The sequence below is a fragment of the Paenibacillus sp. J31R34 genome, assembly GCF_059383715.1.
On record NZ_JBXENU010000001.1, the window covers coordinates 127,626 to 151,594 of the forward strand.

Annotated in this window: 1 protein-coding gene and 1 pseudogene; both read left to right on the top strand. The window is 60.6% G+C overall.

What is annotated here, in order from left to right:
* A pseudogene (locus AC50YG_RS00630) lies at positions 1-15,513 on the top strand (SDR family NAD(P)-dependent oxidoreductase); the annotation flags it as partial.
* A 96-nt stretch (positions 15,514-15,609) separates the two neighbouring features.
* Positions 15,610-23,898 carry an SDR family NAD(P)-dependent oxidoreductase gene (locus AC50YG_RS00635; protein ID WP_494824017.1) on the top strand — a complete coding sequence of 2,763 codons (8,289 nt, stop codon included), beginning with the start codon at positions 15,610-15,612 and terminating at the stop codon, positions 23,896-23,898.
* The last annotated feature ends 71 nt before the right edge of the window (positions 23,899-23,969 follow it).

Here is a 23,969-nt window from a genome sequence, read left to right on the forward strand (position 1 = left end):
ATGGAAGATCAAATTATAATCGGCAAGGATCATCCGGTCGTCAAGCATCACAAGGCCTACGGTCAAGAGCTGTTTCCGGGATTTGCGTACATCGATCTGCTCTATCAGCTGTATCGAGAGCGGGGCTATGATTTCGCACGGCTGGAGCTTCTTAATCTTTCCATTTATAACCCGCTGGTCGTGGAGCAGGATCTGAACGTCCTGCTCCGCGTTCAGTGTGACGAGACGGAAGCCGGCCGCTGGCAGATTCGCGTGGAAGGGCAGGAGCAGCGCAAGGGGGTCTTGTCCCCGGAGCGCAAGTTGCACATCACGGCGGAGATGCATCTGTGCGATCCGCTGACGTTCGACGAGGTTCTTGATATCAGCCAGATTAAGCAGACGGCCGCGCGCTCGGTATCGCTTGATTCGTTTTACGCGCAGTGTCGCCACCAAGAGCTCGTGCATACCGGGTTCATGCTGGCGGACGGCGTGGTCTATGAGGGCGAGAACGGGGCGTCTTACATTGAGATCGCGCTGGGGGACGAGGCGCGCCGCAGTGCGGAGGGCTTCATGTTCCACCCGACGCTGATCGATGGCAGCGGCGTTGGCACCGGTGTCTTGTTCGACAACACGAACGAGGAGGAGCAGCGGCTGTTCCTGCCGCTGTTTTATGAAAAATTTCGCGCCGCCGCTCTGCTCGGAACGGAGTGCTGGACGCGTATCGCCAAGCCGGTTGAGCGGAAGAAAGAGCTCAATTTTCTGACGATGGAGTTTTTTGACACGAACGGAAAGAAGATCGCGGAGCTGCTCAATTACAAGGGCAAGCTGGTGCGCGGGGCAGGGCTGATCAATCCGGCCCGCAAGGCGGAGGCCACCGTGCAAGAAAAGCCGAAGCCAAAACCACAGCCCCGACCTTCCGCACCGGTCGCACCTTCTGCGTATGCGTCTGGAGGCGGTTCGGCGGTCGAGGAGGCGTCCTCATTCCTGCGCCGGTTGATCGCCGAAAGTCTGGGCAAACCGGAAGAGCAAGTGGCGACAGATGTCGGGTACTACGAGATCGGCCTCGACTCGTCGATGCTGCTGGAAGTCGTGACGGCGATCGGCAGCAAGCTCGAAACGCAGCTCATGCCGACGCTGTTGTTCGAGTACACGACGATCACGGAACTGGCCGAGTACCTCGCTGAGCATCATGCGGATCGCTTCGGCGGCGGTGCAAGCGGAGCGAATCAGGCAGAGGCAGAGTGGAGCGAGCCGACGGACGAGCTGTACGAAGCTGAGCGCGAACTCCCGGAGACCGGCAGCTATGGCGTGCCGGATGCTGGAGAGGACATCGCGATCATCGGGATGTCCGGCAAGTATCCGCAATCGCGCGACCTTCACGAGTTCTGGGAGAATCTTCTGGCTGGCAAAGACTGCATCACGGAGGTTCCGGAGTCGCGCTGGGAGCGGGAGCGGCTGGAGGGCGTCAAGTCTCCATCCGGCAAGCCGATGTCGCGGTGGGGCGGTTTTATCCATGATCCGGACCGCTTCGACCCGCAATTCTTCCGCATCTCGCCACGGGAGGCGGAGACGATCGACCCGCAGGAGCGCTTGTTCCTGGAGACGTGCTGGGAAGCGGTGGAAGACGCCGGCTACACCCCGAAGACGGTGGTGACGCCAAAAGGGCCGAACAAGCGCCGCAACGTCGGCGTGTTCGTCGGGGTGATGCACAAGGACTACACGCTGATTCAAGCCGAAGCGGTGCGCGACGGACAGCCGCAGCCTTTGTCGCTCAGCTATGCATCGATCGCGAACCGCGTGTCGTATTTTTGCAATTTTCACGGACCGAGCATGGCGATCGACACCGTCTGCTCGTCTTCGCTGATCGCCGTGCATCTGGCGCTGGAGAGCATCAAGCGCGGCGAGTGTGAAGTGGCGCTGGCCGGCGGGGTGAACCTGTCGCTGCATCCGAACAAGTACATGACGTATGGCATGATGGACATGCATTCCAGCGACGGGTACTGCCACACGTTCGGCAAGGGCGGCGACGGGTATGTGTCGGGCGAAGGCATCGGCGCGGTGCTGCTCAAGCCGCTGAGCAAGGCGATTGCGGACAACGACCACATCTATGCGGTGGTCAAAGGAAGCACGACCAACCACGTGGGCGCGGTGAGCGGGATCACCGTCCCGAGCCCGGTGGCCCAAGCGGACATGATTCAGACATGTTTGGAAAAAACGGGTGTCGATCCGCGCACGATCTCGTATATGGAAGCGCACGGCACCGGGACGTCGCTCGGCGACCCGATCGAGATCCAAGGGCTGGTCAAGGCGTTCCGAAACTTCACGCCGGACAAGCAATACTGCTCGATCGGGTCGGTCAAGTCCAACATCGGCCACAGCGAATCGGCGGCCGGCATCAGCGGTCTGCACAAAGTCGCCCTGCAGCTTCATCACAAAAAGCTCGTGCCGTCGCTGCATTCGGCGGAGCTCAACCATTATATCGATCTGGAAAATTCGCCTTTTTACGTCCAGCACAAGACCGAAGAGTGGCAGCGTCCGACGCATATCGAAAACGGTGAGCGGGTCGAATACCCTCGCCGTGCCGGGCTGAGCTCGTTCGGGGCGTACGGATCGAACGCGCACGTGATCTTGGAGGAATACATCCCGCCGCAAGCGGTAACGAGTACGGAAGGGCAGGGTGCCGCGCTGATTCCTCTGTCCGCGAAGAACAAAGAGCGCCTGGTCGCCTATGCGGACCGCTTGCTGGCGGCTCTGAACAAGAACGAGGAGGCGCAACGTCAGAATCCGGTGCGGGTGGCTGTGCAGGCTGTTGAGCCTGTGCAAGCGCAAGGGATTGAACTGCGTTTGGAAGCGGTGATGCGGGAGATGCTCGCGGAGCTGATCCACGTGAAGGCAGACGCAGTGGAAGCGGATGTCGAGTGGAGCGAATATGGCATCGAACCGATTCACCTCGCCCAGCTGAGCGAGCGTCTGCAAGCGGATTTCCAACTGGAGGTCGATCCTAAAGAACTGCTGGAGCAAGAGTCGATCGCGGCGGCGGTGGCCCACGTGGCAGGGCTTGAGGGAGCGGTACGGGAAACGGTGGCGGCTGGCCTGCATCTAGAGTCTGACCCCCCGGCTGCGGAGGCTCTTCAACGCCTTAACCTGATCGACCTCGCGTACACGCTGCAAGTCGGTCGGGAGGCGATGGAGGAGCGCGTGGCCTTTGTCGTCCGCGACCTCTCGGAGCTGAAGCAAAAGCTCGAAGCGTATCTGGCAGACCAGGACGGGCAGGCGGGCGTGCATCGCGGCTCCGTCAAGCAGAACAAAGAGACGGTTGCGCTCTTCAGCGCAGACGAGGACTCGCGGGAACTCCTGAACCGATGGTTCGCCAAAGGCAAGTATGACAAGCTGGCAGACCTCTGGGTCAAAGGCGTGGAGATAGACTGGAATCGCCTCTACCGTCAAGGGCGTCCGCGGCGCATCAGCCTGCCGACTTACCCGTTTGCCAAGGAGCGCTATTGGGTTCTCAAGGCTGCAAACAGAGCGACGGAACAGGTCGCGGCTGAAACGGCGTGCGTGCAGAGCGTGCTTCATCCGCTGCTGCATCAGAACACGTCCGATTTTGCCGAACAGCGTTTCTCATCGACCTTTACCGGCGAGGAGTTCTTCCTGAGCGATCATCGGGTGCAAGGCAATTGCGTCCTGCCGGGCGTGGCTTATCTGGAGATGGCGCGGGCCGCAGTCGAGCATGCAGCCGGCGGGCTGGTTGAAGGGCCGAGCGAGGTGCAACTGCAGAATGTCGCATGGGTTCGCCCGATCACGGTAGGAGAGCAGCCTGTGCAGGTGCACATCGGACTGTTCCCGGAAGAGAACGGCGAGGTCGCGTATGAGATATACACCGTGGGGCAGGACTCCGAGCCGGTGGTGCATGGCGAAGGCCGCGCGCTGCTCGCTTCTGTCACGGCTCCTCCGACGGTCGATCTTGCCTCGTTCCAGAAGCAAGCGTCCTCGCAGGTGCTGACTTCGGCAGCCTGCTATGAAGCCTTCTCGTCGATGGGCATCGAGTACGGGGAAGGTCATCGCGGCATTCAAGAGCTCTACGTCGGCGCAGGTCTCGTGCTGGCTCGACTGTCTCTGCCGTCCGCGCTGTCAGCGTCCGCCAGCCGGTATGTTCTGCATCCGAGCCTGATGGATTCTGCACTGCAGGCGTCGGTCGGCTTCCTGCTCGGCGCGCGCGGAGACCTCTCGCCGAACCCGATTTTGCCGTTCGTGCTGCAAAAGCTGGAGGTCTACCAAGCCTGCACCTCTGAGATGTGGGCGGTGCTCCGCCACAGCGAAGGCAGCCAAGCAGGCGGCGCGGTGGAAAAGCTCGACATCGATCTGTGCGACGAGGCAGGCCGCGTTTCGGTTCGAATCAAAGGCTTCACGTACCGTGAGCTGGATGCGAAAACGCCGTCCGGGCAGGAGGGCAAAAACGACCCGCTGGTCGGCAACTTGACCTTGGCACCGGTATGGGATGTCGTCACGCCGGAACGCGTGCCGTCTTTCCCGGCTTCTGCCGATCGCGTGCTGGTGGTCGGAGGCACTTCGGAGCAGCAGCGTTCCGTGTGCTTACACCTTTCAAACGTGGAATCGCTCGACCTGCAGGCGAGCGATTCCATCGCAGAGATCGGGGACAAGCTTCAGAGCCTGGGCAGCTTCGACCACATTTTCTGGATCGCTCCGGAGCGCGCTCTCTCCTCGGTGACGAACGAGGCGCTGGTCCGCGAGCAGGAAGAAGGCGTGCTGCTGCTCTTCCGCACGGTCAAAGCTCTTTTGCAAGCGGAATACGAATCCCGCCCGCTGGGCTGGACGGTACTCACGACGCAGGCCCAACCGTTGCACGCGCAGGAGAAGGTCAACCCGACCCACGCCAGCTTGCACGGATTAGTCGGCTCTCTGGCGAAGGAGTACCCGCGCTGGAAAATCCGCCTGGTCGATCTCGAAGCGGGCGCCTGGCCGCTGGTTGACTTGCTGCAGCTCCCGACGGATCGCCGTGGTCGTTCTTGGGTCTATCGAGGCGGCGCCTGGCACCGCCAACAGCTAGTCTTGCTCCAAGCGGCGCGGGCTGACGGCACGCTGTACCGACAGGGCGGCGTTTATGTGGTGATCGGTGGGGCCGGACGGATCGGAGAAGCATGGACCGAGTACATGATCCGTCGCTACGAGGCGCAGGTCGTCTGGATCGGTCGCCGTCAACTGGATGCCTCCATTCGAGCCAAGCTCGAAGTCCTCGGACGGCATGGCAAGGCTCCTCACTATGTGACCGCCGATGCGACCGATACCGCGTCGCTCCAGCGGGCGCATGACGAGATCAAGCAGCGATATGGCCGAATTGACGGGATCATCCACTCGGCGATGGTGTTGCAGGACACAGGACTGGATCGCATGGATGAGGCGCAATTCCGCACCGGATTCTCGGCGAAGGCGGACGTCTCTTTGCGCGTGGCCCAGGTGTTCCGCGACGAGCCGCTTGATTTTGTCCTGTTCTTCTCTTCGATCATCTCGTTCATCAAAAATGCGAACCAGAGCCACTATGCGGCTGGTTGCACGTTCATGGATGCTTTTGCCCATCAGATGGCGCACGAGATGTCTTGCCGCGTGAAGGTGATGAACTGGGGCTACTGGAACGCCGGAGAGATCGTGCATTCTAAAGAAGGGGAGCTGTTATCGCAGGTCGGCATCGGATTTGTGGAGCCGAAGGAAGCGATGGAAGCTCTGGAGACGCTGCTGACGCGTCCGATCGCCCAATTAGGGCTGATGAAAACCACCAAGGCCGTGCAGATTGAAGGGGTGAACGCGACCGAAACGATGCAGATCGGGACGGACGTTCTGCCTGCGCTTGCAGAGTCGCTGCAAAAGCGCCTGCCGGATCAGAACGGTCGCGTGGCGCGCATGAAGGCGGACGAGAGCTTGGACAAGACGGACATGGAGGAGTTGCTGGTTCGTCTGCTCGGCGCGCAGCTGCAAGCGCTGCAATTGCAGGACGGAAATGCGGTGCGCGGATTTTACCGCAAATGGCTGGCGGAGAGCATCGCCGTTCTGGAGCGCGATCCTGCGCTCAAGTTCGATACGCCGCCACAGGTGCTCTGGCAGGAATGGGAAGCGAACAAGCCGCACTGGCTTACCAACCCGAACCTGAAAGCCCAGGTGCAGCTCGTTGAGGCCACCTTGCACGCCTTGCCGGATATCCTTACCGGCCGCGTGCCGGCGACGGAGATCATGTTCCCGAACTCCTCGATGGCGTTGGTGGAGGGGATCTACAAGAACAACCAGATCTCCGACTACTTCAACGAGGTGCTCGCCGACACGGTGGTGACCTATCTGCAGGAACGGATGGCGGACGATCCGGCCGTCTCCCTGCGCATTCTGGAGGTCGGCGCCGGCACAGGAGGCACGAGCGCGATGGTTTTCCGCAAGCTGCGGCCGTATCAGGATCGCATTGTGGAGTACTGCTACACCGACATCTCGCGTGCGTTTCTGCTGCATGCAGAGCGTGAGTACAGGGCTGACAATCCGTATCTCGCACCGAAGATTTTCAACGTCGAAGCACCGCTCGCCGGACAGGACATTGAAGCGGGGGCCTACGACCTTGTCATCGCGACCAACGTTCTGCATGCGACCAAGAACATTCGGCAGACGATTCGCAACGCCAAAGCCGTGCTTCGACGGAACGGTCTCCTTTTGCTGAACGAGATCTCGCAAAATGCGCTGTTCACGCATCTGACGTTCGGCCTGCTCGAAGGCTGGTGGCTATACGAAGATGCAGAGTTGCGCATTCCGGGCAACCCGGGCCTGTTCCCGGAGGTCTGGGGCAAGGTGCTGGCGAGCGAAGGCTTCTCCGGCGTGTTCCATCCGGCAGAGCAGGCGCATGAGTTCGGCCAGCAGGTTGTTGTCTCCATGAGCGACGGCGTCGTTCGCCAGAAGCAGGCGGCGAAGAAAAGCAAGTCGGTGGCCAAACAGGCGACCAAGCCACAAGCAGCAAAACCGCAAGCGGTATCGATCAAGCCGGCCTATGTGCAGGCGACGGTCGCCGCGCTTTCTCCTGAATCTCTGCGCGAGAAGAGCGTGACGTATCTGAAAGAGCTCGTCAGCGACACGCTGAAGATTCCGGTACACAAGATCGACGAGACGGAAGCGTTGGAGGAGTACGGCATCGACTCGATCCTCGTCGTGCAGCTGACCAATGCTCTGCGCGAGGTGTTTGGGGAGATCAGCAGCACCTTGTTCTTTGAATATCAGACGCTCGGCGAGCTGGCCGAATATTTTGTCAAGGCGCACAAGGACGCTTTGCAAAAGGCGATCGGCTTCGAGCCGGAACCGGTGAGAGCAGAACCGATTGCGGTTGTGCAGCCGGCATCCGTCGCGCCTGTCGCGCAGGCTCCTGTTACGAAAGAACGCCTGCGTGAAAACGTCATCGCCTACCTTCAAAATGTTGTCGGTGACACGCTTAAAATTCCGAGTGACCAGATCGACCCGTCCGAATCGCTGGAGGAGTATGGCATCGATTCGATCCTCGTCGTCCAGCTGACCAATGCGTTGCGCGAAGGGATCGGGGAGGATATCAACAGCACGCTGTTCTTTGAATACCAGACCTTAGACTCGCTGGCCGATCATCTGGTCGACACGCAGCGCGAGGCGCTTTTCGCAAAGCTTGGGCTGGCCGGGCAGACGGAGGTGCAGCAGACGCCGCGCACGGAGACTTCCGTGCCTGCACAGGCCGTGCAAACACGCACGAACCTGACCTTCCGCACGTCCTCCAAGCGCTACCTGCAGCGGCAAGAAGAGGCACCTGTCCCCCGTGAAGTGAGAGCTGAAGAGCCGCCGATGCGCCTGCAGGACATCGCGATCGTCGGGCTGGCCGGGCGCTACCCGGGCGCTGACGATGTGAACAGCTTCTGGAACAATCTGAAGCAGGGCCGCAGCAGCGTGGGCGAGATTCCACAAGAACGTTGGAACTGGCAGGACTATTTTGACCCGGAAAAAGGAAAAGCGGGGACGATGTACACCCGATGGGGAGCGTTCCTGAAGGACATCGACAAGTTCGATCCTTTGTTCTTCCAGATCTCCCCTGCCGAAGCGGAGAAGATGGACCCGCAGGAGCGATTGCTCCTGGAGACGGTATACGCGAGCATCGAAGATGCGGGGTACACGCCAGGCACTCTCGCGGAGAGTGGCAAGGTCGGGGTGTTCGCCGGGATCATGAACGCTTTTTACCCGACGGGTGCGAACTTCTGGTCGCTGGCGAACCGCGTCTCGTATCTATTTAACTTCCAAGGACCGAGCATCAATGTGGACACGGCTTGCTCGTCCTCTTTGACGGCGATTCATCTCGCCTTGGAGAGCTTGTACAGCGGCACGAGCGATTGTGCGATCGCAGGCGGTGTCAACCTGATCTCTGATCCGGCGCACTATCTGCGGCTCTCGGCGATGACCATGCTCTCGGCGACCGATGCGTGCAAGGCGTTCGGCGATGGGGCCGACGGCTTTGTGGACGGAGAGGGCGTCGGCGCGATCCTCCTAAAGCCGCTGCACAAGGCGATCGCCGACGGCGACCATATCTATGGCGTCATCAAGGGCAGCATGGTAAACGCGGGCGGCAAAACCAACGGATACACGGTGCCTAACCCGAACGCGCAGTCTCGCGTCATCGCAGACGCTCTGCAGCGGGCGGGCGTTCGCCCGCGGACGGTTTCCTATCTCGAAGCGCATGGAACCGGCACATCGCTGGGCGACCCGATCGAGATCACTGGCCTGACCAAAGCATTTGAAAAAGGCACGGAGGACAAGCAGTTCTGCGCGATCGGCTCGGCCAAGTCGAACATCGGCCATTGCGAGAGCGCTTCAGGCATCGCAGGCGTGACCAAAGTGTTGCTGCAGATGATGCATGGACAGATCGCGCCAACCCTGCACGCCAAGACGCTTAACCCGAACATCGACTTCGGCAAGACGCCGTTTGTCGTCCAGCAGGAACTGGGAGAGTGGCCGCGTCCGGTTCTGGAACTGGATGGGGTCCGCCTGGAATATCCGCGGATCGCAGGGATCTCGTCGTTTGGCGCCGGCGGTTCGAACGCGCATCTGGTGATCGAGGAATATATCCCGAGCGGAGCACGCCAGACCAAAGGCACGGCGCCGGAGCAGCCGGTGATCGTCGTGCTGTCGGCGAAGAATGAGGAGCGCCTGCAGGAAAAGAGCCACCAACTGCTCGCCTTCGTGGCGGAAGGACGCCTCACGGATGCCAATCTAATGGACGCGGCCTACACGTTGCAGGTGGGACGCGAAAAGATGGAAGAGCGGATGGCCCTCGTGGTCCGTTCCTTGCAAGAGCTGACAGACCGTTTGGAAACGTACGTGCAAGGGCAGGAAAACATCGCCGGGCTGTACCGTGGTCAGGTCAGACGCGGCAAGGACAAGCCGAGCCTTGGCCACATCGCATCCGAGGCAAACGATTGGATGCAGAATCGTCAGCACGACAAGCTCGCCGAATTCTGGGTCCTTGGTGGCAGCATTGACTGGAACGAGCTGTATCAAACCCTACCGCAGCGCATCAGCCTGCCCACCTATCCGTTCGCCAAAGAGCGCTACTGGATGTCCAAGGAGGAGGGGACGGCGGGCAGCGGACGCCGTTCGTCGCACGCGATGAACACGGCGCTTCACCCGCTGCTTCACCGCAACACGTCCGACCTGACCGAGCAGCGATTTACCTCGACCTTCACAGGGGAGGAGTTCTTCTTGGCCGACCATGTCGTGCAAGGCCAGCGCATGCTGCCGGGCGTGGCGTATCTGGAGATGGCGCGCGAAGCTGTCGAACTGGCGGCCGCTTCTCTGAAAGATGGAAGAGACGGCCTGCGCCTGAAGCATGTCATCTGGGCAAGCCCGCTCCTCCTCGGGGAGCAGCCGCTGGATGTGCATCTGAGCCTGTTCCCGGAAGCGGATGACGAGATCGGGTTTGAGGTCTATCGCGAGGAGGAGGCAGGTCAGGAACTGGTCATTCACTCGCAAGGGCGTGCGGTCTGGAAGTCGTTTGAAGCCATGCCAAGCCTTGACCTCAAGACTTTGCAGTCTCAGTGCTCCCTGAAGACGCTTGATGCCTCCGCGTTCTACTCGATGTTTGAGTCGCTTGGCATCGACCACGGGCCGGGACATCGCGGCGTCGAGCGCGTGCATCTGGGTACGGATCGAGCGCTCGCCCGCCTTGTGCTGCCGGCTTCCGTTGAGCAGGAAAGCTCGTTTGTGCTGCATCCGAGCCTAATGGATTCGGCCTTGCAGGTCACGCTGGCCCTGCTGTCCGACGGTGCCGACATCAAGCATCCGGCTCTGCCGTTCGCGTTGGAGGAAGTGGACATCCTCGGTTCATGCACGGACGAGATGTGGGTGCTCGTGCGCCGCAGTGCTGGCAGCCGTCCGGTGGACAAGGTGCAGAAGTTTGACCTTGACCTCTGCTCCGCAGAAGGCGATGTCCGCGTTCGCATCAAGGGCTATTCCGCACGACAACTGGACGATGGGCGCGGCCGGGAAGGAACGCTGATGCTGCTCCCGAACTGGACGGAGCAACCGGTCGGCGAGCCGGCAAAACAGCCGAGCTACAGCCAGCACTTGGTGCTCCTCTGCGACATGGAGGCAAACGTGCACGACGCTCGCTGCATAACTTTGCGCTCGGAGACATCCGATCCGGCAGCGCGTTATGAAGCGCACGCGACCCAAGCGTTCCGAGAGATCAAAGCTCTGCTCCAGCAGAAGCCTAAAGGCCAAGTGCTCGTGCAGATCGCAGTCGGCACCGATCCGGAGCATCGCTTGAGCGCAGGACTCTCCGCTCTGCTGCGAACGGCGTCGCAAGAGAATCCGAACCTGATTGGGCAACTGATCGAACTGGAGCGCACGTCCGATGCGACGGAAGTGGCCGCTCGCCTGCAAGAGAATCTTGCCCGCTTGGAAGACCGTCACGTTCGCTACCAAGACGGCAAGCGCAGGGTGGCAGGCTGGAGCGAAGCGGAGGTCTCCCGGCAGGAGGTGCACATCCCGTGGAAAGATGGCGGGACGTACCTGATCACGGGCGGCGCAGGCGGTCTCGGCCTAATCGTGGCTCGGGAGATCGTGCAGCAAGTCAGCAACACGACCTTGTATCTCACCGGCCGCTCTGCTCTTGGAGCGGTACAGCAGACCGCGATGCAGGAGCTGCAAGCGACAGGTGCTCGCATCGAGTACAAGCGTGTGGATGTGACCGATAGAGCACAGGTCGCGCGCCTATTTGACGCCATCCGCGCCGACTCCGGCAAGCTGGATGGACTCGTCCACAGCGCCGGCGTGATTCGCGACAACTTCATGCTGAAGAAAACGGAAGCGGAACTGGCCGAGGTGCTGGCTCCCAAAGTGGCGGGTCTGGTGAATCTGGATCAGGCGAGCGGCGATATGCCTCTCGACTTCTTCGTCACCTTCTCGTCGATCGCCGGTGTGCTCGGCAATCCGGGCCAAGCGGACTACAGCATGGCCAATGCCTTCTTGGATGCATATGCCCAGTATCGCAACGGGCAGGTGGCAGCCAAGCAGCGCCAAGGTCGCACGCTGTCGATTAACTGGCCGCTCTGGCAGGACGGCGGCATGCGCTTGGATGCCGAGACGGAGCGAACCTTGCAAGAGCAGCTAGGCATAACCGCCATGCCGACCTTGAGCGGCGTACAGGCGCTGTATCAGAGCCTTGCGGTGGAACAGGATCAGGTTGTCGTGTTTCACGGTGACATGAGACAGCTGCGGGCTTCCTTGTTGGAGCAGCCGCAAGAGACGGCAGTTCCAACTGCATCGGCTTCTGTGCTGAGCGCGTCTTCGGTGTCGGAAGAGATCCTGCGGGACAAGTCGATTCTCTTTTTTAAAAAATTGCTCTCGACCATACTGAAGATACCGACGGCCCGCATCGAAGCGGATGCGCCGCTTGAGGACTATGGCATCGATTCGATCATGGTCATGCAGATGACCAACCAGCTGGAAAAAACGTTCGGTTCGCTGCCGAAGACCTTGTTCTTCGAATATCAGAACATCGAAGATCTGACCGGGTACTTCATCGACTCCTATCCGGAGCCGATGAAAAAGCTGCTCGGGGTCGAGGTGCCGACAGATCAGCCGGCTCCGGTAGCCGCTGAGCCGGTAGCCGCAGCCGAGCCGATCGCAGAGCGGGAAGCGCCCTTGCTCAGCAAGCGAGGGAGAGGCCGTTTCGTACAAGCTCCTTCAAAGGTGCGTGCAAACGTACCGACCGTTGAAGCAACTTCTGATGCAAAACCGCTGGATATTGCGATCATCGGCGTATCCGGCCGCTACCCGGAGGCGCAGAACCTGCGCGAGTTTTGGAAAAACCTGTGCGACGGTCGGGACTCGATCACGGAGATTCCAGCTGATCGCTGGGATCACAGCCCGTATTACGACGCCGACAAGCGCAAGCCGGGCAAAACGAACAGCAAGTGGGGTGGCTTCCTCCAAGATGTGGACAAGTTCGATCCGCTGTTCTTCAACATCTCCCCTCGCGATGCGGAGTTCATGGATCCGCAAGAGCGGCTGTTCCTGCAAAACGTCTATGAAGCGATGGACGATGCGGGGTACACCCGCGATGCGCTCGCCAAGCACAGCGCCTATGGGCTCGACGGCAATGTCGGGGTGTTCGTCGGAGTGATGTATGAGGAGTATCAGCTGTACGGGGCGCAGCAGACGCTGCTCGGTAAGCCGATGGCGCTGGCCGGCAACCCGTCTTCGATCGCCAATCGCGTGTCCTATTTCCTGAACCTGCACGGGCCGAGCCTGGCGGTCGACACGATGTGCTCTTCGTCCTTGACCGCGATTCATCTGGCTTGTCAGAGCTTGCTGCATGGCGGGTGCGAGGTGGCGTTTGCCGGCGGTGTCAACGTGTCGGTGCACCCGAACAAATACCTGCTGCTCGGGCAGAACAACTTCGCGTCGAGCAAAGGGCGCTGCGAGAGCTTTGGCGAAGGCGGCGACGGATATGTGCCGGGCGAAGGCGTGGGCGCTGTGCTGCTCAAGCCGCTGGCCAAAGCGCTGGAAGACGGAGACCAGATATACGGCGTGCTGAAAGCGACTGCCATCAACCACGGTGGCAAGACCAACGGCTATACCGTCCCGAACCCGAACGCGCAGGCGAGCGTGGTCGGCCGCGCCTTTAAAGAGGCCGGCATCGATCCGGGCACGCTCTCCTATGTGGAAGCGCACGGCACCGGAACGTCGCTGGGCGACCCGATTGAGATCGCCGGTCTCACCAAGGTCTTCCAAGAATCGCGTGTCGGCGGGCAGAGGTGCGCGATCGGATCGGTCAAATCGAACATCGGGCACTCGGAGAGCGCCGCGGGCATCGCCGGTCTGACGAAGGTGCTGCTGCAAATGAAACATCGTCAGCTCGTGCCTTCTCTGCATTCAGCTGTGCTCAACCCGCACATCGACTTTGACCGCACGCCGTTCGTCGTCCAGCAGGAGCTGGCGGAATGGAAGCGGCCGGTGATTGACGGGCGGGAAGTGCCGAGGAGAGCAACTGTAAGCAGCTTTGGCGCGGGTGGTTCCAATGCCTGCCTCTTGCTGGAGGAATACGTTCACGAAGCGGAGGTTCGCTTGCAGCGGAAGGTCACCGCAGAGAACCCGGCGGTCGTTGTGCTGTCGGCCAAAGAAGAGCCGCGCCTGATCGAGCAGGCAAGGCATCTCCTGACCGTTTTGCAAGAGGAAGCGTTCACCGAAGCCGACCTCATCGATCTTGCCTACACCTTGCAGGTCGGACGAGAAGCGATGGAGGAGCGGTTGGCCCTGACGGCTTCGAGCGTCGGCGAGTTGGTGGAAATGCTGGCGGGCTTCCTGAATGGGGAGGATGGTATCGACGGCTTGTACCGTGGTCAGCTCAAAGGCAACAAAGAGACCCTGTCCTTGTTTGCGGCCGATGAAGACTTACAGGCGGCGATCGAGGCGTGGGTGAGCAAGCGCAAATATGCGAAGCTGCTCGACCTGTGGGTCAAAGGATTGGCGTTTGACTGGAGCCGGTTCTACGAAGAAAACAGACCGCGACGCATCTCCCTGCCGACATACCCGTTCGCCAAGCAGCGCTGCTGGGTGGAGCCGCTGATGGAGAATCCGGGAGTGGCTTCCTTTGCACCGCAGACTTCAAGCGCAGTAGCGAACCTTTTGCACGATGAGCAAGGCGAGGTTGTGAGTCTGGTTCCTGTCTGGGATGCGGTTCCCTTGGAGCGAGGCCCCTTGCACCCATCCCCGCTCGATCAGATCGCCATCGTAGGCGGCACGCCGAAGCAGCAGCAAGCGATCCGGCAGTATCTGCCGAACGCGCGCGAACTTGACATCAAGCCGGGAGAGAGCTTGGAGGCCATCGTCAGCAAGCTGCAGGCGCGCGGTGCGCTCGATCACATTTTCTGGATCGCGCCCGACCGTTCTTCTGACGGACTGGAGCTGGAGGCGGTGATCGCCGGGCAGCACGAAGGGGTTCTGCTCGCCTTCCGCCTGATCAAAGCGGTGCTCGATCTCGGGTACGGAGCTCGAAGCCTTGGCTGGACGGTGCTGACGACGCAGACACAGGCTCTGCACCGCGAAGAGATGGTCAACCCGGTTCACGCCGGCTTGTATGGCCTGATCGGTTCGATGGCCAAGGAGTATCCGAACTGGAACATTCGCCTAGTCGATCTGGACGCAGAGGAGGCATGGCCGCTGCCCGACCTGTTCACGATCCCGGCAGACCCGCAAGGGGATGCATGGGTCTATAGAGGACGGCAATGGCATCGCCAGCAACTGGCGGAGCTGAGTTGCCCACAGCCGGATCAGACGATCTACAAGCCGGGCGGCGTATACGTCGTGATCGGCGGGGCCGGCGGCATCGGCGAAGTCTGGAGCGAGTACATGATCCGTACTTACGCGGCGCAGATCGTCTGGATCGGCCGCCGTTCGCAGGTTGCCGCGATTGAAGCCAAACGGATCTCCCTGTCCAAGCTGGGGCCTGCACCGTACTACATCGCGGCGGATGCGACGGATCGACAGTCGCTGGAGCACGCCTATGAGGAGATCAAGGCTCGCTACAGACGGGTCGATGGGATCATACACTCCGCGATCGTGCTGGCCGACAGCAGCCTGGCCAACATGGAGGAGGAGCAGTTCCGTGCCTCGTTCGCAGCCAAGGTGGATGTTAGCGTCCGCTTGGCGCAGGTTTTTGGCGAAGAACCGCTCGACTTCGTGATGATCTTCTCATCGGTGAACGCGTTTCTCAAAGCGGCAGGCCAGAGCAACTATGTGGCCGGCTGCACCTTTACCGACGCGTTTGCGCACCGGCTCGCACAGGAATGGCCTTGTGCCGTGAAAGTGATGAACTGGGGCTACTGGGGCTCGGTCGGGGTCGTCGCATCTCCGGCTTATCAGGAACGTATGACCCAGGCGGGGATCGGCTCTATCGAGCCGTCTGAGGGCATGCAGGCGCTGGAGACGCTGCTGGCAGGTCCGATGGATCAGATGGCACTGATGAAGATTTTGAACTAGATGAAAAGCGCTCCTCTTCCTGTCCGGGAAGGGGGCGCTTTTTATTATGCAAAACATAGGAAAGCAAATCACCTGACTTGAGGGGGCAAGAACATGATTCGGTATCTAGGGACAAGAGCAGGAGACATCATCACCGTTTATCCGCATAAGCATCCCTCCATTGTAAAACAGATCCGAAAGGAGTTCGTGTCTGATGACGCCACCCTCCTTCGCGTCTGGGCGGAAGGCAGCCGTGATCGCGAGGAACTGGATGAACTCCTCTGTCGTCTGCTCGGGGCGCACCTGCGCGAACTGGGACTGCATCCGGCCAAGAAACCGGCTCGCGGGTTCTTGACCGACTTATATAACAAGTGGTACGAAGAAAGCCTCGCCCTCTTAACCCGTTATGCGCATCTCAGCTTCGACGAATCGTCGGAAACGCTCTGGCAGGAGTGGGAGGCGAGAAAGTCTCGCTGGCTGGAAAAAGCGGAGCTCAAGGCGCAGGTCGTGCTGGTCGAGACGACGATGCGCGCACTGCCGGACATTCTGACGGGCAAGCGGGCGGCGACGGACATCCTGTTCCCTGATGCCTCGATGAAGCTGGTGGAAGGCGTATATAAAATCAACGCGATCTCCGACGGCTACAACGAAGTGCTGGCCGACATGGTGGTCCTCTATCTGCAGGAGCGTTTGAAAAACGAGCCGGCGGCGCGCATTCGCATCTTGGAGATCGGAGCCGGAACTGGCGGGACAAGCGCGATGGTGTTTGACAAACTACAACCTTATCAGCAGCACGTCGAAGAATATTGCTACACGGACATCTCCAAGGCGTTTTTGCTCCATGCCGAACGGGAGTACGCTCCGAAGGCTCCGTATCTGACCTATCGAGTGTTCAATGTGGAGGAGCCGATCGCTGGGCAGGGACTGGACGCGGGGGCGTATGACCTCGTGTTGGCGACCAACTGCCTACATGCCACCAAGAACATTCGCCAGACCTTGCGCAATGCCAAGGCTGTTTTAGCAAAAAACGGCCTGTTGCTGCTCAATGAGATGAGCCGCAATTCGGTTTTCACACACCTGACCTTTGGCCTGCTCGATGGATGGTGGCGGTATGAGGATGCGGAGCTGCGCATGCCGGGTTGCCCGGGCTTGTCTCCGGAGGCCTGGTCCTCGGTGCTGAAAGCGGAAGGATTCCGCGCGGTCGATCATCCAGCGCAAAAGGCGCACGATCTTGGCCAGCAGATCATCGTGGCGGAAAGCGACGGGGTGGTGCGACAGAAACAGGGGCAAGGGCCGACGGTGGCCTTAACCGCAGCGAAGTGGCCGAAAACGGAGACCCACGTTGTGTCGAGAGAAGCGGGAGAGGCTTCGGCATTCGAGGTGACGGAAGCGCTGATCGAGGAGCGGGTGAAGAAGGCGATCAAGGACCAGCTCTTCTCTTCGTTAAAAGTGGATAGGGATCGGATTGATTCCGACAAGTCGTTTGCCGATTACGGTCTGGATTCGATCACGGGTGTTCATCTGGTGCAGGCGCTGAACGACAAGCTGCCGGTCGGGTTGAAGACGACGAACCTGTTCGATTACAGCTCGGTCAACCAACTCGCTTCCTACATGCTCCGGCAATACAAAGAAGCGCTTGCCACAGCGTTCGCTCCCGCCAAGCCTCAAAAATCGGCGACGACCTCAGCGACTGCAATCGCAAATGACCCTACAATTGCATCGGCAGCAACATTGGTACAAACGGCAAGAGCTCAAGCTGACGTTCAGCAAGGCGCTCGAGAAAGTGCTCGAGAAGGCGGTCGAGTTGACGGTCGAGACGATGCGGGGAAAAAGATCTCCAAACAAGGCGGAGATCTTGATGCGATTGCGATCATCGGCATGAGCGGGCGTTTTTCGAAGTCGGGTGACTTGGGCGAGTTGTGGGAGCATCTGGCGAACGGAGACGATCTCGTTGTCCCGGTGACGCGATGGGATCTTCGCTCTTATCATGCGGAGGGAGCACGTATTTGCAACGAAGGCGGCTTCCTCGATGACATCGACCACTTCGATCCGCTGTTCTTCCACATCTCGGGCGTTGAAGCGACGTACATGGACCCACAGCAGCGCATTTTCCTCGAAGAGTCTTGGAAAGCGCTCGAAGTGGCCGGTTATGCCGGCGACGCGGTCAAAGGAGCCTCCTGCGGGGTGTATGTCGGGATCAACGGAGGCGACTACCAGCAGTCGATGGTTGAACAGGCACCAGCACAAGCGATGTGGGGCAACGCCGCCTCTGTGATTCCGGCGCGCATCTCGTATTTCCTAGACCTTCAAGGACCAGCGGTCGCGGTCGACACGGCTTGTTCGAGTTCGCTCGTCTCCATCCACTTGGCTTGCCAAGGGTTGCGGTCAGGGGAGACGGACATGGCGCTGGCCGGCGGCGTTTTCATCCAGAGCACGCCTCGTTTCTACTTGACGGCAGAGCGTGCGAGCATGCTCTCGGCGACGGGGCGCTGTCACACGTTCGATCACCAGGCGAACGGATTCGTGCCTGGAGAAGGCGTGGGGGTCGTCGTCCTCAAACGACTGAAAGACGCGCTCGCCGACCGAGATCATATCTATGGCGTGATTCGAGGCTCAGCGCTCAACCAGGACGGCACGACGAACGGAATCACCGCTCCCAGCGCCAATTCGCAAGAGCGCCTAGAGCGCGAAGTCTATGAGACGCATGGGATCAACCCGGAGCAGATTCAACTGGTCGAAGCGCATGGCACCGGAACGAAGCTCGGCGATCCCATCGAGTTCGACGCTTTGACCCGCGCCTTCCGCGCCTACACGGATCGTAAGGAATACTGCGCGATCGGTTCGATCAAAACGAACATCGGACACGCAGCTGCGGCGGCCGGGGTCGCCGGGGTGCTCAAAATCCTGCTTGCGCTGGAACATAAACAACTGCCGCCCTCGCTTCATTTTGGTGCGTGGAATGCAGACATCGAGCATCAAGGCAGCCCGTTCTATGTGAACACCAAGCTGCGGGACTGGAGCATCGAGCCGGGGAGCAAGCGCCGCGCGGCGATCAGCGCCTTCGGGTTCAGCGGCACCAACGCGCATATGGTGATCGAGGAAGCGCCGCAGACCGTTCGGAAGCCGATTGACAGAGCGGGGCATCTGATCGTGCTGTCCGCTCGCACCGCCGAACAGCTGCGCAAGCAGGTGCAGAATCTGATCGCCTTCTGCGAGCAGGAACCGAATGCGGACTGCGGCAACATCAGCTACACCTTGCTCGTCGGACGCAAGCATCTGTCTCACCGCTTGGCCTGCGTGGTGTGCGATGTGCCGGAACTGGTCAAGTCGCTGCAAAAATGGCTGGAGACGGGAAAAGTCGCTGGTGTGCATCACGGCGAATTGCTTGAGAACGAACTTCGGGAACAGCCGTCGCTCAAACGCTACGGCAACCAGTGCATCGAAAACTGTCGCCATGCTGCCCAAGGGGCAGACCTGCTCGAACAGCTCGCGGCCGTGGCCGATCTGTATGCACAAGGCTATGCGCTGGAGTACGGACGCCTGTTTGAAGGGCTGCCCTATGCGCGCATCCCGCTGCCGACATATCCGTTTGCCAAGGAGCGGTATTGGAAGCCGGAGGGTTCGGCGCAGTCTGTCGCGAAGGCGGGCGGCACAAACTCCCGCATCCTCCATCCGTTGCTGCACGAAAACATTTCGGTGCTGAAAGAGCAGCGCTATGCGTCTGTTTTTACAGGAAAAGAGTTCTTCCTTGCCGATCATGTGATCAACGGACAGCGGATTCTGCCAGGCGTGGCCCATCTCGAAATGGTCCGCGCAGCTCTTGAGCTGGCGGCAGGAGCGAACGAAGAAGGCAGCGCATGGCGCTTGCAGCATGTGGGCTTCGCAAGTCCGATCCTCGTAGGGAACGGGCCGGTTGAGGTTCAGGTCGGGCTGCGGGCGGAAGAGGCCGAGGAGATTTCCTTTGAAGTCAGAGACGGGCGGGGGGCTGTCGTACACAGCCAAGGCCGGGCGAGACGCTTGGGTAAGGCAGATGCTCCTGCCGTCGATCTCGCTACTCTGCAGACGGCCTGCTCGCAGAACCGAATCAGCGCTTCCGAGCTGTACGAGCTCTTCCGCCAAGCCGGGCTGGACTACGGGACGGCACACCAAGGGATCGAGAGCCTGTCGATCGGAACGGGGCAGGTGCTGGCGAAGTTGTCGCTGCCCGATTGCGTGGCTGACACAAAGAGCCGCTACGTTCTGCACCCGAGCCTCATGGACGCGGCGCTGCAGGCCGTGATCGGCCTGATGCTCGGCACTGCGTCATTCAAGCCGTTTGTGCCCTTCGCATTTGAGGAAGTCGAGATCTACGGTCCGTGCACGCCCTCGATGTGGGCCGTGGTGCGCCGCAGCGAAGGCAGCAGAGCGGAAGACAAGGTGCAAAAGTTCGACGTGGACGCGTGTGACGAAAATGGTCAGGTGCGCGTGCGCTTGAAAGGCTACACCTCGCGCGTGCTGGAAGAGGGAGCAGGGGGGCGCACGCAGGGAGCGCACTTGCTGCAGCCGAGCTGGAAGCAGCAGGGCATCGCGCAGAAGACGGCCCTTCCTGCCCTGTCGCAGCATCTGGTGCTGCTCTGCGAGCTGACGGCACCTCTCGTGCTCGGTGGACAGGTCGTGGCGCTGCAGTCGGATCGTCAGGACATCGCCGAGCGCTACCAAGCGTATGCGGTGCGCGTGTTCGAAGAGATTCAGACCCTTCTGCGCAGCAAGCCACAGGGCAAGGCGCTGGTGCAAGTCGTGGTGCCTGCCGACGGAGAAGGTCAGGTCTTCAGCGGCCTTGCCGGGCTGCTTCGCAGCGCCCGCCGCGAGAACCCGAACCTGATCACGCAGCTTATCGAGGTCGAGGACACGGCAGGATTGGAACACAAGCTTTTGGAAAATCGCCATTCCCTGCAAGATGACCGCATCCGCTACCGATACGGGCAGCGCTGGGTCGCTTCTTGGGATGTGGCGGAAGTCTCGCAGCAGGCGTTACACATCCCGTGGCGCGATGGCGGCGTCTACCTTCTGACCGGCGGTGCGGGAGGACTCGGCCTGATTTTTGCCCAAGAGATCGCAAGCCAAGTCAAGGCTCCGCGACTGATCCTCACCGGCCGCTCCCCCTTGGGCCTACAGCAGCAAGCGGCTCTGCGGGAGCTTAAGGATCTCGGCGCACACATCGAGTACCAACAGGTCGATGTGACGCGGGAAGAGGCGGTCGCTGGACTGTTTGAGGAGATCCGGGCGCGCTATGGCACCCTCCAAGGCATCCTGCACGGAGCTGGCGTGATCCGCGACAACTTCATCATCCGCAAGACCGGGCAGGAGATGCAGGAGGTGCTGGCTCCCAAAGTGAGCGGTTTGGTCCACCTCGACCGTTCGAGCATTGGGCTGCCGCTGGACTTCTTCGTGCTGTTCTCCGCTGTGGCCGGCTGCCTCGGCAATCCGGGGCAGGCCGATTATGCGGCGGCCAACGGATTCTTGGATGCTTATGCTGCCGAGCGCAATCGTCTGGTCGCTCGCGGGCAACGCCAAGGCCGCACGCTTGCGATCGACTGGCCGCTCTGGCAAGACGGCGGAATGCAGGTGGATGCAGAGACGGAGCAATGGATGAGAGAGCATACGGGTTTGATCTCGCTGGAGAGCCGGAACGGGATTCGGGCTCTCTATCAGGGCTTGGCCATCGGGTGCGATCAGGTGATGGTGGTGCAGGGCGACCTCGCCCGGATCACGGAGAAGCTGCACCCGCTGTTCCCTGCCCCTGCTGCCCGTCCGGTTCACAGCGTGGCTGGCCATGTGCAAGCGAGAGTGCTGCAGATCGCCTCGGACTTGCTGCAGGTCAGACCTGATGAACTGGATGCCGAGGCCGAGTGGTTGGACTACGGGATCGATGCGTTTCTGATGAATGAGCTGGCCGATCGTCTCAATGAGGAGTTCGGCCTGGATCTGAAGTCGAGCACCTTCTCCGAACTGCCGACGATTCAGCAGGTGATCGACCTGCTGACAGGTGAGACCGACAAGCAGGTTCTCGCAGCTCCGATCCCGACTGCCAAGGAAGAGGCGGTTCTGGCGAGCGCAGCGGCCGATTTTTTCAAAAAGCAGCTGTCCTCCGTCCTGGGAGTTCCGGCTGAGAGCATCGAAGCGTCTAGGCCGCTGGAAGTGTACGGCATCGACTCGATCATGGTGATGCAGCTGACCCGTCAATTGGAAAAAACGTTCGGTGGGTTGCCGAAGACGCTGTTCTTCGAGTACCAGAACATTCGCGATCTGACCGGGTACTTTTTGAAAAATCACCTTGCCCATCTGATCGACCTGCTCGGGGTCGAGGAGCGACCGGCAGAGCCTGCATCGGTTTCGGTGGCAGCGCCTGTGCGGAAGGTCGTCGCACCGGTTCGCGCTGCGGTCAAGGAGCCGACCAAACAGAGCGGCGCGCTCGACATCGCGATCATCGGCCTGTCTGGGCGCTACCCGCAGGCGGATGATCTGGAGGCATTCTGGAACAACTTGCGCGAGGGTCGGGACTCAATCACCGAGATTCCAAAGGAGCGCTGGGATCACAGCCCGTATTATGACACGGATCCCAGCCAGCGTGGCAAGACGTACAGTAAGTGGGGCGGGTTCGTGCGCGATGTCGACAAGTTCGACCCGCTGTTCTTCAACATTGCACCTCGGGAAGCTGAGATCATGGACCCGCAAGAGCGCCTGTTCCTGCTGTCCGTGTATGAGGCGATGGAAGATGCGGGCTACACTCGCGACACGCTCGTGTCAGGCGGGGAATCGGGCGAGGAGCGCAATGTCGGGGTCTACGTCGGGGTGATGTACTCGGAGTATCAGCTCTACGGAGCGGAGGAGACGCTGCGGGGCCGTCCGATGGCTTTGTCGGGCAACCCGTCGTCGATTGCCAACCGCGTGTCCTATTTCTTCAACTTGCACGGGCCGAGCCTTGCGGTCGATACGATGTGCTCCTCGTCGCTCACGGCGATTCATCTGGCCTGCCAGAGTCTGGAGCAAGGCGACTGCGAGCTGGCCGTGGCCGGCGGGGTCAACCTGTCCTTGCATCCGAACAAGTACCTGATGCTCGGCCAAGGCAAGTTCGCGTCGAGCAAAGGGCGCTGTGAGAGCTTTGGTGAAGGAGGCGACGGGTACGTGCCGGGTGAAGGCGTCGGCGCTGTGCTGCTCAAACCGTTCGCCAAGGCGCTAGAGGACGGCGACCAGATCTACGGCGTGATCAAGGGGACGGCGGTCAATCACGGCGGCAAGACCAATGGCTACTCCGTCCCGAATCCGAATCTGCAAGCTCGCGTGATCGGACGCGCGTTCAAAAAGGCCGGCATTCACCCGCGCTCCCTCTCTTACTTGGAAGCGCACGGCACGGGAACGGCGCTCGGCGACCCGATCGAGATCGCCGGATTGATGAGAGTCTTCCAAGAAGACACGGCAGACACGCAATTCTGCGCGATCGGATCAGTCAAATCGAACATCGGCCACTGCGAGAGTGCGGCTGGCATCGCGGGCCTGACCAAAGTGCTGCTGCAGATGAAGCATCGCCAGCTAGTGCCGTCTCTGCATGCAGACGTGCTGAACCCGAACATCGACTTTAATCGGACGCCGTTCGTCGTGCAGCGGGAACTGGAGGAGTGGAAGCGGCCGCTGCTGGAGGTGGACGGCGAGCTTCGCGAGGTTCCGCGCATCGCTGGCATCTCCTCGTTCGGAGCGGGAGGTTCCAATGCGCATCTTGTGATCGAGGAGCATGTGCCGGAGGTAGCACCGCGAGCGGCTGCCCGTATCGAGCAGAACCGTCCGGCTCTGCTCGTGCTGTCCGCCAAAGACGAGCAGAGCCTGCACGAGCAGGTGCTGCGCCTGCAGGCGGCGATCGACAGACAGGTCGTGACGGATGACACGATCGCCGATGCGGCCTATACCTTGCAGGTGGGGCGCGAAGTGATGGAAGAGCGGCTCGCCGTGGTGGCAACCTCCGCACAGGACCTGCAGCAGAAGCTGTCCGCTTATCTGCAAGGCCATCCGGCGCTTGGCGCGGTCTTCCGCGGTCAGGTCAAAGGCGCGACGGACAGCTCGCTGTCGTTCGCGGCGGATCAAGATATGCAGGAGCTCGTGACGAAATGGTGGGAGAGCGGCCAGCTTGCCAAGCTGGCCGACCTCTGGGTCAAGGGTCTGCGTGTGGAGTACGGTTCTTTGTATGGCACGGAGAGACCGCGCCGCCTCTCGCTACCGACCTATCCGTTTGCCCGTGAGAGATGCTGGGCGGTGGAGGGGCCGAATTTTGACGAAGGGTTCTATGAGCAGATTTTGGACGAGATGGTGGACGAAGAGATCACCCTCGAAGAAGCCCTTCTGAAAATCAGCAGCGCCCTGATCCCGAATTGATCTCTTGACTAAATGAATGCTGCGAGATTAGTATTAGGTAGAAGATGGTAAATGATGGCATGATTGATACA

Excerpts from the sequence above, each read along its gene's own strand:
- AC50YG_RS00635 (WP_494824017.1), top strand. The coding sequence starts at position 15,610 with ATGATTCGGTATCTAGGGACAAGAGCAGGAGACATCATCACCGTTTAT.